Origin of the sequence: Methanogenium sp. S4BF (genome assembly GCF_029633965.1) — an archaeon.
Taxonomy (GTDB): domain Archaea; phylum Halobacteriota; class Methanomicrobia; order Methanomicrobiales; family Methanomicrobiaceae; genus Methanogenium.
The window spans coordinates 749,609-765,794 of record NZ_CP091277.1; the positions used below are offsets into that span (position 1 = coordinate 749,609).

General features: G+C 48.3%; 17 protein-coding genes. 11 read left to right on the forward strand and 6 right to left on the reverse strand.

The features are described 5' to 3' along the window. Positions 1-3 precede the first annotated feature (3 nt). Positions 4-330: a hypothetical protein gene (locus tag L1S32_RS03635; protein ID WP_278156231.1), complete on the reverse strand. Its 327-nt coding sequence runs from the start codon at positions 328-330 to the stop codon at positions 4-6. Between L1S32_RS03635 and L1S32_RS03640 the strand changes: the two genes are divergently transcribed. After that, positions 329-2,374 (forward strand): right-handed parallel beta-helix repeat-containing protein, encoded by a 2,046-nt coding sequence (locus tag L1S32_RS03640; RefSeq protein ID WP_278156232.1) that lies wholly within the window; start codon positions 329-331, stop codon positions 2,372-2,374. The genes L1S32_RS03635 and L1S32_RS03640 overlap by 2 nt on opposite strands. A gap of 901 nt (positions 2,375-3,275) precedes the next feature. Then, on the forward strand, positions 3,276-4,151 hold the full coding sequence (locus L1S32_RS03645) for an ion transporter (RefSeq protein ID WP_278156233.1): 876 nt from the start codon (positions 3,276-3,278) through the stop codon (positions 4,149-4,151). Between the two features lie 242 nt (positions 4,152-4,393). Here the strand turns inward: L1S32_RS03645 and L1S32_RS03650 are convergent, their stop codons facing one another. Then, positions 4,394-4,915, reverse strand: coding sequence for a RimK/LysX family protein (locus L1S32_RS03650; protein WP_278156234.1), 522 nt, complete (start codon positions 4,913-4,915; stop codon positions 4,394-4,396). A gap of 484 nt (positions 4,916-5,399) precedes the next feature. Then, positions 5,400-5,552: a hypothetical protein gene (locus tag L1S32_RS03655; protein ID WP_278156235.1), complete on the reverse strand. Its 153-nt coding sequence runs from the start codon at positions 5,550-5,552 to the stop codon at positions 5,400-5,402. A gap of 406 nt (positions 5,553-5,958) precedes the next feature. On the opposite strand from L1S32_RS03655, the gene L1S32_RS03660 reads away from it, so the two are divergent. The 3 genes from L1S32_RS03660 (at position 5,959) to L1S32_RS03670 (ending at position 8,134) form a co-directional block, all read left to right on the forward strand. Further along, positions 5,959-6,189 (forward strand): hypothetical protein, encoded by a 231-nt coding sequence (locus tag L1S32_RS03660; RefSeq protein WP_278156236.1) that lies wholly within the window; start codon positions 5,959-5,961, stop codon positions 6,187-6,189. A 368-nt stretch (positions 6,190-6,557) separates the two neighbouring features. Then, the gene (locus L1S32_RS03665) at positions 6,558-7,925 is read left to right on the forward strand and encodes an alpha/beta fold hydrolase (RefSeq protein WP_278156237.1); all 1,368 of its coding nucleotides are present in this window, start codon (positions 6,558-6,560) and stop codon (positions 7,923-7,925) included. 62 nt (positions 7,926-7,987) lie between these two features. Continuing rightward, a complete protein-coding gene (locus L1S32_RS03670) occupies positions 7,988-8,134 on the forward strand; it encodes a hypothetical protein (protein WP_278156238.1) in 147 nt (48 codons plus the stop codon). A gap of 47 nt (positions 8,135-8,181) precedes the next feature. Here the strand turns inward: L1S32_RS03670 and L1S32_RS03675 are convergent, their stop codons facing one another. Together L1S32_RS03675 and L1S32_RS03680 are read right to left on the reverse strand one after the other, a co-directional pair. Then, on the reverse strand, positions 8,182-8,565 hold the full coding sequence (locus L1S32_RS03675; RefSeq protein ID WP_278156239.1) for a DUF2283 domain-containing protein: 384 nt from the start codon (positions 8,563-8,565) through the stop codon (positions 8,182-8,184). After that, a complete protein-coding gene (locus L1S32_RS03680) occupies positions 8,566-8,880 on the reverse strand; it encodes a hypothetical protein (RefSeq protein ID WP_278156240.1) in 315 nt (104 codons plus the stop codon). Between the two features lie 307 nt (positions 8,881-9,187). On the opposite strand from L1S32_RS03680, the gene L1S32_RS03685 reads away from it, so the two are divergent. The 6 genes from L1S32_RS03685 to L1S32_RS03710 all read left to right on the forward strand — a co-directional run bounded on the left by L1S32_RS03685 (position 9,188) and on the right by L1S32_RS03710 (position 15,815). After that, positions 9,188-9,394 carry a CRISPR-associated endonuclease Cas1 gene (locus L1S32_RS03685; RefSeq protein ID WP_278156241.1) on the forward strand — a complete coding sequence of 69 codons (207 nt, stop codon included), beginning with the start codon at positions 9,188-9,190 and terminating at the stop codon, positions 9,392-9,394. A 34-nt stretch (positions 9,395-9,428) separates the two neighbouring features. Then, positions 9,429-9,710: a hypothetical protein gene (locus L1S32_RS03690; protein WP_278156242.1), complete on the forward strand. Its 282-nt coding sequence runs from the start codon at positions 9,429-9,431 to the stop codon at positions 9,708-9,710. 187 nt (positions 9,711-9,897) lie between these two features. After that, a complete protein-coding gene (locus L1S32_RS03695) occupies positions 9,898-12,570 on the forward strand; it encodes a type I restriction-modification enzyme R subunit C-terminal domain-containing protein (RefSeq protein ID WP_278156243.1) in 2,673 nt (890 codons plus the stop codon). Next, complete coding sequence (locus L1S32_RS03700; RefSeq protein ID WP_278156244.1) at positions 12,567-13,991, forward strand: class I SAM-dependent DNA methyltransferase; 1,425 nt, start codon at positions 12,567-12,569, stop codon at positions 13,989-13,991. Before L1S32_RS03695 ends, L1S32_RS03700 begins: the two co-directional genes overlap by 4 nt. Then, entirely contained in the window at positions 13,975-15,246 is a 1,272-nt protein-coding gene (locus L1S32_RS03705) for a restriction endonuclease subunit S (RefSeq protein ID WP_278156245.1), read from the forward strand. Before L1S32_RS03700 ends, L1S32_RS03705 begins: the two co-directional genes overlap by 17 nt. Before the next feature lie 53 nt (positions 15,247-15,299). Next, positions 15,300-15,815: a hypothetical protein gene (locus L1S32_RS03710; protein WP_278156246.1), complete on the forward strand. Its 516-nt coding sequence runs from the start codon at positions 15,300-15,302 to the stop codon at positions 15,813-15,815. A gap of 144 nt (positions 15,816-15,959) precedes the next feature. Here L1S32_RS03710 and L1S32_RS03715 read toward each other — a convergent pair whose 3' ends face one another. Continuing rightward, positions 15,960-16,151, reverse strand: a complete 192-nt coding sequence (locus tag L1S32_RS03715) for a hypothetical protein (protein ID WP_278156247.1) — start codon at positions 16,149-16,151, stop codon at positions 15,960-15,962. Between the last annotated feature and the right edge of the window lie 35 nt (positions 16,152-16,186).

Genomic DNA, 16,186 nt, shown 5'->3' on the forward strand with positions numbered 1-16,186 from the left:
CGGTTATTGATCAAAAACCGGTATTTCCCGGAAATCATTGTATTTCCGCCTGCACTCAATGCTGCGATGAAACGGGTCGGGGCGGAGAACAAAGAGCAGAAAAGAGATACTGCAACTGACCCGTATCGCCGGGGCCTCCCTCATTGAACCGGTGTTCATCCGTGCAATCGGGGGTGACGCACCTGAGAAAAGGGCGGAGTCATACCCCGGCATATTTACATTCAGGAAGGGGAAAGGAGGCTTTCTTCGTCCGGACGACAGCGTGGAGCCATACAGCGCCTCACATACCATTATCTGTATTAACCGTGATTCGTCCGCGGTGAAGCACATGGAGTGGTATATGGTAGTGGCACTGATATTCGGATGCATGCTGCTCCCGTCGGCGGCGGCCGCAGTCGCATCGCCTGCAGACGGGGAAGAATATGGGGTTATCTGGGGGTCATTTGCACCTGCCGACAGGGAGTCTGTTCATTCGTACGGCATCGCGATGGATACTGCCGGGAATGTCTATGTGAACGATCCTGAAACCGGCCGTATCAGGACATATTCATTCGGCGACCTCCCATCTGCCGGTGAAACGACGTTCAGTGATGTCCCTTTGGCCGGAATTGCCACAGTCAGTGACATCCCAACGGTGCGGGCGAATGAGTGGACGGTCGGACCGAATGAGGATGACGATTTTGCAGCCATTCAGAGTGCCATCGATGCGGCAGCCGATGGCGATACCGTCATCATCGGTGCCGGGACGTACAGGGAGGATGTCGTGGTGGATAAGCCTCTCATCCTGGTGGGCGGCTATGATACGGCGATCGACGGAAAGGTCACCCTGACGGCGGACGAATGTAGCCTCATTGGATGCATGGTGGTCTACGGGGTGCGGGTGGAGTCGGACAATAATACCCTCGAAGGTGTTCTCACCGGGTGGACGGTTACCAGCGCCGGACCGGAGGGGAGGGATGGATTTATTGTCAGAGGTTCCCACAACACCTTCACCGACTGTATAGTGGATGGGTTTTACCTGGGGCCTGCCGCTACCGGCATTATTATTGATGGTACCACCGGCAACACGTTCACCCGTAGCGGAGTTATTGACAGCTGCACCGGTGCCCATCTCATATACTCTTCCGGTACCACCTTCCGGAAATGCATATTTTTTGCACGAGGTAACGGCATCCTCCTCAGTGAGTCCACAAATACCACCGTTATCGACTGCAGCATGAGAAACACGGATTATATGAACGCCGGTGTGTTCGGGAGCGGAAGCGGGATCACCTTCACGAACTGCGATATTTTCGGGGGTGGATACGGCGTGTTCCTCATTGGAAACGATATCACCTTCACGAACTGTGATATTTTTGGGGGTAAATATGGCGCATTCAACGGTGGATACGAGAATAAATTCACCGATTGCGATATTTTTGGAGATGAATACGGGGTATTCCTTGATGCATCCCATATGGATTCTTTCACCGGCTGTACCATCTCCAGCTATGGATGCGGCGTGTATCAGGGGCGGTTCTCCGAGAACAATATCTTTACCCGGTGCACCGTGCACGGTGATACTGCGGACTGGTGCGGTTTTGCGTTCTTTGCTGATGACAGCCTTGAGGATGCGGTGCGGGAGGCGCTCGGTATTCCTGATGGAGATATCTCCGCAGAGGAACTGCGCACGCTCTCTGTACTCTCTGCCCCTGACCGGGGGATCGTGTCCCTCTCCGGACTGGAGTTCGCGGCCAGCCTGCAGGTGCTTTTGCTTGACAACAACCGTGTCAGCGACCTCTGGCCCCTTGCCGGGCTGACCGGCCTCCATGAGCTGGTGATATCGCATAACGAAGTGCGCGACCTCACCCCGCTGGTGGCAAACAGCGATGCGGGCGAGCTTGGACCGGGGAACGTGATTGACCTGCGGTACAACGGCCTCGACCTCATGCCGGGATCTGCGGCAATGACGGCCATCGAAACGCTCGCGGCACGAGGGGTCCTCGTCCTCTATGAACCGCAGGAGACCATGCCGGCCCTGTCGGCGGCCTTCGCGGCGGATGTAACCGAAGGAGCAGCACCGCTGACGGTCGCGTTCACTGATCGTTCGACCGGCGGGCCGGAGGAATGGTTCTGGGATTTCGGCGACGGCACGACCTCCACCGAGCAGCACCCGGTGCACACCTATGCAACGACCGGGACCTGCACCGTCTGCCTGACCGTCACGAACGCGGACGGGAGTGACACCACCGAGCAGGTAAACTGCATCTGCGTAGACGCACCGCCCGCCCCCATGCATGAATTTCCGGAGGGAGGGGGGATTCTGGTGATGGGGATGGTCTGTGGGATTCTTGGTGGTGTGGGTGTATTTGTCCGGAGGAATAATACTCGATGATATGAGTATGGCCGGGCATGATGTACATATACTGTGAGTATGGCTGTGAAGGGGGAGTCCGCAGGAGTCATTCTTTCAGCTGAGCAGATGTGATACGATATGGCCGGTGTTCCGGATGGAACAGTAAATTCGGATCCATCTGCTGCAGTGATGGATTCGGACTAAAACCCGTTCTTATTTCAGGAGTGGGTGCAATATGAGCCCTGATTTGTTTCGTCCACTACCCCCGGAAAAACACTGTTTTTTGCGAAAAAACGGGCGAAATGAACGCTATTTCAGCCATCCCCCGATGCCATCAAAACAATGCCCATCTGGACAGTATTTTTGCATTTTGACTGATTATCAAGGGGAATACAGGGGCGCTATCCCCTGCATTTTTTGAGAGGATATATTAACTGTCTTTAGCTGAGAAATGCTTTCTCCGGCCTTCTGTGGGGACGGGTTTTCTGCGCATAAGGGACATTAGGAGTTAATTTAAGCGTTTCTTAGCCGGACGGTGAGATTTTCAAAAGAGTGAATGAGGTGTAATACATAATTGCGGGGAGGTAAATGGGCTGGAGAGTTGGCCACCTGTATGCTGCATTATTTCACCCTTCCGAGGCCGGGTGACTGCGGGTTATCAACAGTGTGGGGCTTGATGTTTATGTGGGATCAAACCTGAGAAAGAAGATTTTTTCGGTATTTCCTGCAATTATCGTTTCTGCTGCAAAAACAGTTTAAGCCATTTTAAGGAGAGGGGATGATGCAGTTAAATCGAATTTCTGTATCGTTCATAACATTGGATTCATTGGTGAAGGGTGCGTGACAATGAAGTCAGACATGAATGAAAATATCATCTGCCGGAATCTGAGAATGGTCATGCCAGCAAAATATATCCCATTCAATGCCATAATTTTATGAAATGCTGAAAAAAAAGGTCTATGACGCACTCGAACTAACCGAGGACTCAGGAAAACCGGCTGTTTTTTTTAACATCCTCATCATTATCTTAATTGTCGCAAGTGTCCTCTCAATTATCATTGAGAGCATTACCGAATTTGAAACCCTGGAATTTTTTTTCCTTATTGAAATTGTGTCCATTATCGTCTTTACCATAGAATATTTTCTCAGATTATGGACATGTACCGAAAATAAGGAATTTAAACGGCCGATAATCGGAAGGATAAAGTATGCATTTACCCCCCTGGCGCTCATAGATTTTCTGGCAATAGCTCCGTTTTATTTACCAATATTTATGAGCGTTGATTTAAGGTTTTTAAGAGTTCTCAGACTTTTCAGAATCTTTAGAGTCTTTAAACTCGCACGATATACCCATTCTTTTGATATCCTGGTTCGGGTGCTGAAACGGGAAAAAGAGGCACTGTTACTGACGTTCTTTTTGCTGATCGTTGTTGTAATTATTTCTTCATCCCTGATGTATTACGTGGAGAGAGATGTCCAGCCAGAGGCTTTTGCTTCCATTCCTCATGCGTTATGGTGGGCAGTAGCATCCCTTACAACCGTTGGGTATGGAGATATCTATCCCATATCGCCAATCGGGAAACTAATGGCCGCCATTATTGCGATAGTCGGAATAGGATTTGTTGCTTTACCAACAGGGATAATCTCTTCCGGATATGTTGAAGAATTACGAAACAGAAAGGATGACACCGCACATGATATTATTGGCGATTTGGAACGAATCGCAACTTTAAAAGAAAACGGACATCTTACTGTGGAAGAATTTGAACAACTGAAAGATGATATGCTGCATAATAATAGCAACCGAAATACGTAACGGATGAGACGTTTGATGGAGTTCTCCCGACAGAGGCAGCTGAGAAAGAAAGAGTCCGGAATTGTATTCCCGAGAACACACGGGACATTTATGGAAATGGGAATCTCGATACGGAAATGCAGTTCTCTATTGGGGAGATCTCAATTCCTGCACCAGATGAGCAATTTTGCGTTTCTGTTCGACAACCCGGGAACTCCTGCAGGAATGAATATTTGAAACCATATCGACGGCATGTGCGGGGATCAGACGAACCGAAGCTCGCTCAGGTCCTTTCCTGTGATCTCCTTCTTCTCCAGATGCTCGATTTCGTGGGCGAAGCCATATGCCGGGGATCCCTCGAAGGAGATCTCCTTTTTGCTGAGGCTCTCGACCCTGATCTCTCCGGCGAGGGGGTCAACGGTCATCTTCAGGATCCTGTCAGCACTTGCCCTGATACGGAACGGCCGTTCCACGAGGAGACGGGTGGGCTGATTGCCACATTTTTCGAGCCGGTGGACGGTCCCTTCACTCTCCTGTACCGCCGGGTTCACGAGGAGATAGATTTCCTCCAGAGAGGAACCCAGCTTTGTCTCCTCGTCGTACACCGACGTCTTCTTCATCACCGATATGGCCGAGAGATGCTCAGAAGCGTAGCTCCAGTCACCCCCGAACCGGATCGAGAAGATGAACGGGAGGAGGGCCTCAGGGGAGAGGGAAAACCGTGCAGCAAGGTCCTTCTCGGCCTTGAGGAAGGTCAAATCCCTCAGGAGATCGGCAGGTTCCATTGCTCCCTCCTCTTTTCGCAAAGGGATAATAGTTGGGGTTCGGGAGAATGGGCAGCACAGGAATATCCTGAGAGGCAGGCTGATATTTGAAAACATAAGCGGGAAACGTTCATGTATGTCGAATCACGGAGGTATCCGGGGGCACGGAAGGGAGGAAAATGGGGAATATTCAGAGCACGGCTGGTTTCCCATCTGCAACAGGCTGTCCAACCGGATTCTCAAACCTTCGTATCATCAGACAGATCATTAGAGCGATCAGCAGTCCAGGGATACCTGCTATCAGTAATACCGTTTTAATGCCGAAACTGACAAAAATAACTGCCAAAATTACCGGAGAAAGACTCTGACCAGCATATTTCATACAATTATGAATCGACAATATTCCGCCTCTTGATTCCGGAGGTGAAATCTTCACAATGAGTACATCGATGGTAGTTTGTGCCAGCCCGAAACCTGCTCCGAACAGCATTAAAAGGAGAAGAATTCAGATAACTGAGGGGACAAATGAGATTCCTGTCAGCGCGATTCCGATGAGCGTAAAACCCATACTGATGACCGTGGGCATTGAAAATTTTCGGGTAAAATTCTTTACAGGGGAAGCCAGAATGACAACAGCCAGTCCTTCAATTGCGAGCATCAAACCGGACCCTCCTGAGGTAAACCCGAACAAATCCCTGAGCAGGAAAGGCACATAACATGAAGAATATCGCAAATGCCAGAAAGACCGTATAACATATCCGAATATCCTTAAGAGAGGCAAATGCTTTCCGGAATTTTTATGATAGAGCCTCTGAACGCCTCATCGGCGAGGGAAGAATCGGGATCCGGACAGGAATGGATGAAGTTCCACACAATTCAGGGGGCAGGAACATATATCAGTCAAAAAATTCATGTATCGGTCATACATTCCATGTAAAAAACAGTGGGGGATGAGATAGGGGGGATATGAAACGATACCAGAGAAAAAACCTGTCATAAGAATGTATTTCGCCAAAATCAGGGAAGCATATTACAGCCTGTCTGAAGAGGAAAAGTCTGCTTTCATGCGTAAGGACCGCAGGTATCTGGACGAATGCGGGATGAAACTCATTATGACGATTGACTGCCGGTGGTCAAACGAAGAGTGGGATTATATTGGAATTGAAGAATGGCCAACCATAGAGTCTCTTGAGAAGCGGGCCATATTCGAAAAAGAAGAGCTGCAGACATTCATGTATGTTGAATCGAAGACGTATCTGGGTATGCGTGTGATGGGGGAATATGGGAAAGAATAGGTCATATTTCCCCGTGGATTTTCTGCCTTTTTACGTTTGTCTGCGGAGAAACATTCTCCCATGGCGCCAGACAAATATTTGATCTGTGTAAACCAGGTTGTACATTAGTGAGTTAGCCCTTCAGTAACGGATAAGCCACCACAAAGAGGGGAGAGACACAGAACGGGAGGGTTGTGGATACTCTGTGCCCTTCCCTCGAGAGGGACTGCATACGCCGCCCGCACAGCGGGATCGCTTCATAAAAAGAACCAGAATGAGGGGAACAACCTGCTGTTCACCGGCTGAGCATGAGACAGGCAGCCCCGTTTCTCCCACGGAATTATCGTAACGGTTATCATTCCTGTAACGGTATCTTTCCATGAGCTACCATGAAACCCCGGAAAGCCTTCAGAATCACGTTCACCGTCCTGCTCACAATTATTTTAGCCATTTCTGCAGGCTGCACAGGATCTGTTCAGCAAACTCCGGCTTCACCTGCCGTCACTGAGGCTGAGAGCCCTTCGCTCATGTTTGCCGATCAGGAATTTGCGTTCCAGTTCCTGAGGATCATAGGCGCCTCGTATTCGGGAGAAGCCGATATCGGGGAGTGTCTTTCGACTGCGTCACGTATCACGGAAGGCGACTTTGAGAGCTGGTACCGTGAATGGAACAGGACGGCAGACACCTTCCGGACGGCGGGTGACGAGAGCCTCGCAGCCGGGCACCGGGTTTCCGCCATGGAAGCATACTACCGGGCCGCAACCTATTACCGCACAGCCGAGTTCTTCCTGCATGGAAATCCCGCCGATCCCCGCATCGTTGCGACGTGGGAAAAGGGCAGGGAAACGTTCCGGGATGCACTCGCGCTTGACGTTGTCCCGTACGAGATTGTAGAGATCCCGTACGAAAATACGACACTCCCCGGGTACTTCTACATGGTCGACAATTCCGGCACACCCCGTCCGCTCCTCATTGTCCAGACCGGCTTTGACGGGTGCCAGGAAGAACTCCATCCATATGCAATGGAAGGAATACAACGCGGCTATAATGTCCTGACATTCGAGGGGCCTGGTCAGGGCGAAGTGATCCGTATCCGGCATCTGCCGTTCCGTCCCGACTGGGAGCATGTGATCACACCGGTTGTGGACTATGCGGTGAGCCGGTCCGACGTCGAAGAAGACCGGATTGCACTCTGGGGCATTTCTCTTGGCGGCTACCTTGCCCCCCGTGGTGCTGCATATGAGCCCAGGATTACGGCACTGGTCACGGACCCCGGCACCTACGATGTCGGACAGAATCTCCTGCGGAACCTGCAGGAAGAAGGCGGGGGAGCGGCCGCGAACATGACAGAAGAAGACCTGCATGAATGGCTGCTGACGGATCCGGCAGCATTCAACGATGCCCTCGGCGAAGCCATGGCGCACGATACCGGCACCCGCTGGATGAACGAGAACGGCATGTTCGTCTTCAATGCCAGCTCGCCGGCATTGTTCTGGGCGAAATGGATGGAATTTTCCCTCGACAGCATTGCCGAACAGATTCAATGCCCCACGCTGGTCTGCAGCGGTGCAACCGATCACCTGGACCCGGACGGGACGCAGGCACAGGCACTCTATGACCACCTCACCGGTGAACGGGAATTCATGGAATTTTCCGATGAGTACGGTGCCGGGTCGCACTGCCAGTTCGGGGCATTCGGGCAGTCGTTTGCTGAGAAGTTTGACTGGCTTGATGATGCGATGGGGATGAAGGGGTAAGGGGGCTTAATTGACCTTCTTTCCCAACTCTTGTTTTAATAGGCCAATAAACAAATATCCCCATGGAAGTCGCAAAACGCCCGTTTCCAGATAAGAGTGGAAGGCTCTGTTTTGACTCTGTTGAATTCCTAAATACAGCAGCTAGAATATTCCTGGAATATACTTTCAACAACAGGGTTTCAATAAAAACGTTATCTGGGGATTATTGACCCATTGTAACCGGATTAATGTATTTTGAAAAAATGAAAATATGTTCTCAGCACATTCCGCACGACATGGCCATTGTCCCGGATGGAATATTGAATTCGTTCATATCTGTTGTAGCGATGACTTTGGGGAGATATTTATTTCTTATTCTGAGAGTGAGTCTTATTTTAAGCTCAATTTTTTCATCTGAAACATTAAGTCCAACATCAACTTTATGAGGGTTTTTTAGCGCATATTTCGAGACACCAAATTTTTGGGAAGCATTTTGTATCTCCACTCCTTTGATAATATTCCCTTCACTAAAGTCAATAATGATATTATCTAAATTCAGTGAATGCGAATAATTGGGCCCTTTTGTGAAAATAAAAAGACTGTCATTTTCATAATCATAATCAAAAGAATCTACATCCGTGCAAATTTGATCTGCAGTCATTTATTTCACCCTCCTCTTTCTTTCTTTTTTATAACAGGTTATTAAACTTATTATTATTTCAGGATTGGTATCCTTTACGGAAACTACCAAAGCCAGATCATAATCCTCGTTTAAATTGAATAATATTTCAAATTTTTCGCCTTCCTGATTCGATATTGCAACAGGATCACTACTTATAAGCATTTTATGAATACCATCAATATCAGGCATTACATCATCTTTCCTTTCTTCAAATCGGATATTAAAGTGAGTGGAACTTCTAATATTCTCACTTTTTAATTTGGGAAGAGATTGCAATAATATTGAAATATTCATGTTATCATATTCGTTTTTGATATGTCCTTAGTTAAGACATTCGAATTCTTTTAGAACGAAAAATAGAACATTCTGATGAATTCAGGCACTCATACTTTGTTCCTTAGAACACTGACATGAATTTGGAAATTTCATCCCCGAAAAGTCTGAATTTGAATCTATTAACTATCGTTTTCGAACAGGATCGCCTGGAGCCGGTGATCAGGTCAACTGCATTTTCGAATTTGGACATTATCTTCCTGAAGCCGAATGTCTGCGGAATATCAATAGCATTGGTCTGTAATTTCATGTTAACTTCCTTCATGAGATGCAATCCGGCAAGAACAGTCTGGCATATGATATGCAGGAGTTGTTTCGGTTTCTTGTTGACCTGGCAGTTGTCAACCTTGTTGAGCGTGATGCGATGACCGCGAAGGATTTTGTCAGGACTGAGAGCTATGCACTGAGGTTACGGCCCACGGGTGCACGCAGGATGACGGAAGAAGTGAACGCATGGTTCAACAAGACGGCCTGAGTATCAAGGCAAAGAGCTGATGTGGAGTTATGTGATGGTGCTGAAGGGCAGGGAGCTGGCGCACTACCTGACCGGGAAGAAACAGTCGGTGAATTTCATGAAACCGGAGTATCAGGTTGACAGGGTTGATACGGATGAGATACGAAGGAAGATCCTCAGCATTTCGTATGCTGACTGGAAGAAACTGGGTTTCTCAAAAGGAACACTCCATTATATAAAAAAGAACGCAGAGTCTGAGAAGCCGTTTTCCCTCAATCAACATGTTGTTGAACGGTTGATGGCGTGGGATCAACTGAAAGAGACGCTGGCGGTCTGAGTTTCTTTCTCAACTTTCTTTTCTGTTGAGTCAATTCAATGGTTGTTGTGGGTTGATGTTGAAGTATTGTTGGTAATTATTGAAAAATATCAAACAGATTCCATAAAGTTGATGTATGGTGCCAAACGACTCAATTATTGACTTGAATTTATTTTTATTCAATATTTGGAAACTATGAGGGAGTTGCATGGGAGAGAGCGAACAACAAACCCGTAAGAAACGGATTGATCCAAAACTACAGGCGGCAGGATGGAAGGTGGTTCCATTTACCGAGGGAAAGGATCTCACTGCACACGATAGATGTGCTATCGAAGAATATCCCACTGAAAATGGCCCTGCTGATTATGCCCTCTGTATGAATGGTTCCATCATTGGTGTTGTTGAGGCAAAACGGCTCTCTCTTGGTCCCCAAAGTGTCCTTCTTCAGGCGGAACGATATGCCCGTGGTTTGTCAACAAACTCGTTCAATTTTGATGGACTATTTGTGCCATTCCTCTACTCAACCAATGGCGAAGTGATTTGGCACCATGATGTTCGGCATGCTTTCAATCGTTCACAACAGATTTCCTCATTTCATACGCCAGATGCCCTTATGGAACGTCTTAACGCTGACATCGATGATGCCTGCATGCGGTTCTCTGATGTGCCGGACAATCCTATGATGCGTCCCTATCAGCGGGAAGCCTGCGATGCTATTGGTGAAGCGATTGGAGATAAAAAACGGGCCATGCTTGTTGCAATGGCTACCGGGACAGGCAAGACCTACACGATGGTCAATCTGATCTACCGACTAATGAAGGCAGGAGTTGCCAAACGCATACTCTTTCTGGTGGACCGGCGTGCTCTTGCTGCACAGGCCGTTAGGGCCTTCTCCTCATTTGAGACCGAACAGGGACTGAAGTTCGACAAGACCTATGAGGTATACAGTCAGGCGTTTCATCGGGGTGATCTTGATGAAAATGAGCCATATGATGTGAATGTTCTTCCCGAAGTCTATCTAACTGATCCACAACCGGGACACAGCTTTGTCTATGTTTCTACCATCCAGCGGATGACGATCAATCTCTTCGGGAAATCTGCTCAGTTCTGTTCGGATGAAGAGCCGGAAGAGGACACCGGGAAGATTGATATCCCTATTCATGCCTTTGACCTCATCATTGCAGATGAATGCCATCGGGGGTATTCAGCTCAGGAAATTTCGGTCTGGCGAAATACGCTTGAACACTTTGATGCGATTAAGATAGGGCTTACTGCGACTCCTGCCTCCCACACGATGGCTTACTTCAAGCATAAGGTGTATGAATACGGCTACGAACGGGCGGTGAAGGAAGGATATCTTGTTGATTATGATGTCGTGAATATTGAGTCCGGCGTGAGAATGGAGGGTATCTTCCTCAATGAGGGAGAAGCCATTGATGTCATCGATCCCACGACTGGCCAGCGGACGCTTGATGTGCTGGAAGATGAACGGGCATTTCCGTCCGAGCAGGTCGAACGCAGTATCACGTCCATCGATTCGAACCGGAAGATCATCGAGGAGATCCAGAAGTATGCCCTTGAGCATGAAGAACAGTATGGGCGGTTTCCAAAGACTTTGATCTTTGCCGCACAGGACGTCCCCCACATCTCCCATGCCGACCAGCTTGTCGAGACGGCACGTGATGTCTTCGGTCAGGGTGACTCCTTTGTGCAAAAGATCACCGGGAAGGTGGACCGTCCCCTCCAGCACCTGCGGGAATTCAGGAACCGAAAACAGCCGGGAATTGTGGTTACGGTGGACCTCCTCTCAACAGGAGTTGATATTCCCGATCTTGAATACATTGTATTTCTCCGACCGGTGAAGTCACGTATTCTCTTCGAGCAGATGCTGGGACGCGGGACGCGGAAGGGGGAACACCATCCCGACAAGTCTCACTTTGTGGTCTTCGACTGTTTTGGCGGATCATTGCTGGACTACTTTAACAAGGTAACCGGCATCACTGCAGAACCCCCACAACGGGAGACAAAACCGATCACGCAGGTGATCGATGAGATATGGAACAACCGTGACCGGGAATATAACACCCGTGTGCTCGTGAAACGGCTCAACCGCATCGACAAGGAGATGTCAGGGGAGGCACGGGATCTCTTCAGTAATTTTGTGGAGAAGGGTGATCTGAAAAAGTTCGCCGTCAGTCTTGAACGAAGGCTTCAGGATGATTTCACCGGGACGATGGAACTCCTCCGTGACCGTGATATGCAGAATCTTCTGCAAAACTATCCACGTCCACCGAAGAAATTTATCGTCGACTATGATACACAGGACGAGGTATCCTCAACATGGGTTGTCCGTGACGCTGCTGGGCACGAATACAAACCGGCGGACTATCTCACCCAGTTCTCGGAGTTTGTCCGGGAGAATCCAGAGAGAATTGAGGCGATACGCATTCTCCTCGACCGTCCACAGGACTGGAGCACCGATGCCCTCAGTGAACTGAAGCACAAACTTGCGGCAACCCCGCAGCGGTTCACTCTGGAGAACCTTGAACGTGCGCACAAGGTGCAGTATCACAAGGCGCTCGTTGATATCATCTCGATGGTCAAGCATGCAGCCATTGAGGAAAGTGAGCTTCTTACGGCAGAAGAGCGGATACGGCGGGCGTGTGATGCAGTGACGTCAGGCAAGACTTTCACCCCCGATCAGAAGGTATGGCTTAGGCGTATACGCTCACATTTAATCGAAAACCTCTCAATAGATAAAGAGGACTTTGAGACCATCCCGGTCTTTGCGGACCACGGGGGATGGGGTCGTGCAAACCGGATCTTCAATAACCAGCTCTCCATTCTTATTCAGGAATTCAACGAGGCAGTAGCAGTATGAGCGATATCGTGCAGAAACTTTGGGGCTTTTGTCATACCTTACGGCATGAAGGGATTGATTACGGAGATTATATCGAACAGATCACCTATCTGCTCTTTTTAAAGATGTCAGATGAGCGGGATATCGAACTTCCGGCATGCTGTGACTGGCAATCACTGAAGGGACTCTCAGGAACAGAACTCACCGACCACTACACCGATACCCTGCGAACTCTTGGCAAGTCAGAGGGGCTTCTGGGCGATATCTTCGCAGGTGCCCTTTCCCGGTTTCACAATCCGGTGAGCCTGAAGAAGATCATTTCTCTTATCGATGAGACAGAGTGGACAGGACTCGACATAGATGTGAAGGCGCTGGCCTTCGAGGGCCTGTTAGAGAAGGCGGCAAGCGAGGGGAAGAAAGGTGCCGGGCAGTACTTCACGCCGCGTATTGTGATCCAGTCTATCGTGCGGTGCATGAAGCCCGACCCACGGGGCACTCGTGAATTCACCATCATGGACCCTGCCTGCGGAACCGGCGGGTTTCTGGTCTGTGCCTATGAGTGGCTAAAGGCAGTGACGAGCGGCGGAGCGATTGACCGCGACCTTGCACGGCGTATCAAGGAGAGCACCTACTACGGGCAGGAACTCGTCGAACGGCCGCGGCGGCTTGCCTTGATGAACCTCTACCTGCATAACCTACAGCCGGTGATTAAGCTCGGCGACTCCATCTATGAGGTGCCGGACGCACAACGCTTTGATGTGATCCTGACAAACCCACCGTTCGGGACGAAAGGAGCGAACCAGTCACCGGGCCGTGAGGACTTCACAATTGAGACCTCCAATAAGCAGCTCAACTTCATCCAGCACGTAATGACCATCCTCAAGCCCGGTGGACGGGCAGCGGTGGTCGTGCCGGACAACGTGCTCTTTGCCGATCAGGCGGGAGAGATATTCAAGGTGCTCTGCGAGGACTGCGACCTACACACCGTGCTCCGCCTCCCCGACGGCACCTTCACTCCCTACTCCCCCGGCACGAAGACGAACGTGATCTTCTTCACGAAGGGCCTTCCCACCGAGCACACCTGGGTCTACGACTGCCGCACAAACATCCCGAAGATCACGAAGAAAGACCGTCCCCTAACGCGGGAACACTTTGCCGAGTTCGAGCAGTGCTTCGGCGACGACCCGAACGGCCGTTCGCCTCGTGACCCGAATGACTCCACCGCCGACCGATGGCATAAATTCCACATCTCGGAGCTCAAGGAACGCGACTACAAGATTGACTCCCTGAAGTGGCTTCGGGACGACTCCCTTGAATCAACTGAAGATCTCCCCCTACCGGAGGAGCTTGCCGCAGAAGCGATTGATGAGCTGGAGGCAGCGGTGGCAGAGCTGAACGCGATCCTAGATCTGATGGGGAATGGGTATGCAGCAGACGAGTGAGGTGCCGGAAGGGTGGGCCAAAACTCCTTTGGTGACATGTGTTGACATCCTCGATAATCAACGGATTCCTGTAAATTCTAAAGAGAGGGAGAAACGTTTTGGGGATATTCCTTATTACGGTGCAACAGGTCAAGTTGGATGGATAAATGACTATCTGTTTGATGAGGAACTGCTATTGATTGGTGAGGATGGAGCACCATTCTTTGACAAAACAAAACAGATTGCATATGTTATTCAGGGAAAATCATGGGTTAACAACCATGCTCATGTTATTAGGGCAATTAAAGAACTCACAAGCAATAAATTCCTAAAATATTATCTCAATTTTTTTGATTATAATGGATATGTCACAGGTACTACTAGATATAAATTAAACCAAGGTTCAATGAAAAAAATCCCTATTATTCTCCCCCCTCTCGCCGAACAGCACCGCATCGTCACCGCCATCGAGGCGCTCTTCGCCCGGCTGGACGCGGCGGAGGCACGGCTGGAGCGGGTGCCGGGCATTGTGCATCAGTTCCGACAGGCCATTTATTGGGGGCTTCTAACAGATTTTGAAAACTCAAAAAAATATGTAATTAAAGATGTAATTGTTGGCACACCCCAAAACGGGTTATACAAACCGTCTTCAAAATATGGGGCTGGGACGCCAATAATTAGGATCGATTCATTTTATGAGGGTAAAATTACGGATCAAATAATACTAAAAAGATTGGACTGTTCTGAATCAGAAATAAATAAATTCCAACTATATGATGGAGATATTTTAATTAACCGAGTAAATAGTCTTGATTTTCTCGGTAAATGCGCCCTTATTGAAAATATTGAAGAAAATACTGTTTTTGAATCGAATATGATGCGGATAACCCCTAATACAAACATCATCAATCAAAAATATCTAAATCATGTCCTATGCAGCCCTTTTATAAAAAATCAGATCTTGAAAAAGGCAAAAAATGCTGTCAATCAATCGAGTATAAATCAAAAAGATGTAACTTCTTTAGTTATTTATTGTCGCCCTCTCCCCGAACAACATGAAATAGCCCGGCGCGTCGATGCCCTCTTTTCTCTCGCCGACCAGATTGAGGCAAATGTCGCAGCTGCGAAGGACCGTACCGCAAAACTCTGCCAGTCAATTCTTGCCCAGGCATTCTCCGGGCAGCTGGTGCCAACCGAGGCGGAACTGGCCCGGCGGGAGGGGCGTGAGTATGAGGATGCAAATACTCTTTTAATGAGAATCAAGGCAGAAAAATGAACACAATATTTCTAAATTTCAGAGCAGATATTTTTTCAGTTCATCCAAACATTATGAAGTTTGAAAAGGAAATCTGTCATTTCACTCCTTTTGATGGTGAGAAAGTCGCGGTTTTCTCTCAGGATGGAAAACTGATTAAAGAATTTGAGGCCGAGTATAACTTGAATAGGGAATTAATTACTGAAATTCCTGTAGAATTTGATTCGGAATTAAGCGGAAACATTCTTACTCACAATCACCCATCCGGCACATCATTTGGCAAAAATGATTTAATGACGGCTTCCTCCATCCAATTGCAAGAAATTCGTGTTGTAGGAAAATGTGGTTTGTATTCGATGAAACCAAAGGGAAATATGTGGCCGATTTCAGAGGATATGGGAAATTATTTTGATGCAATTAATACTAATTCTAAATTTCAATCAGAACTTAACGATATCCAATTTTCCGCTGATTTCTATTTAAATTCCAAAGATATTTATCTCGACATGTTACGAATCAAATCAGAACTTCGTTGTGAAAAAATAGCTGGTGCATTTGGACTTGACTATAAAAAATCCAGTTGGGGGTAAAGCCAATATGGTCAGATCCTTCAAATTTGTTTGCCGGATGTTTAGTAAATAAAAATGTAAGACTCTTGGATAATCAAAACCAGAGTCATGTGTTCTTTTGAATAGAGTAATAGTCAATATTTAATTAACCGCATGTCTTGACGGTTAGACGTATCTACTGACAATCCCGATAACACCAAGTCCTCCAAAGATAAGCCCAATACCAATTCCACCCCAAATTGCGAGTTGTCCTGCTGCGGCGTTAACGTTGGTGGCACATAATAAAATTCCAGCTATGATAAGGACGGTTACAATTCCCGTTCCTCCCATACCAAGTCCAAAAATACTTTGAGTCATGTTCACCTCCCGTTCAATTTTTTACGTGTTTTTTC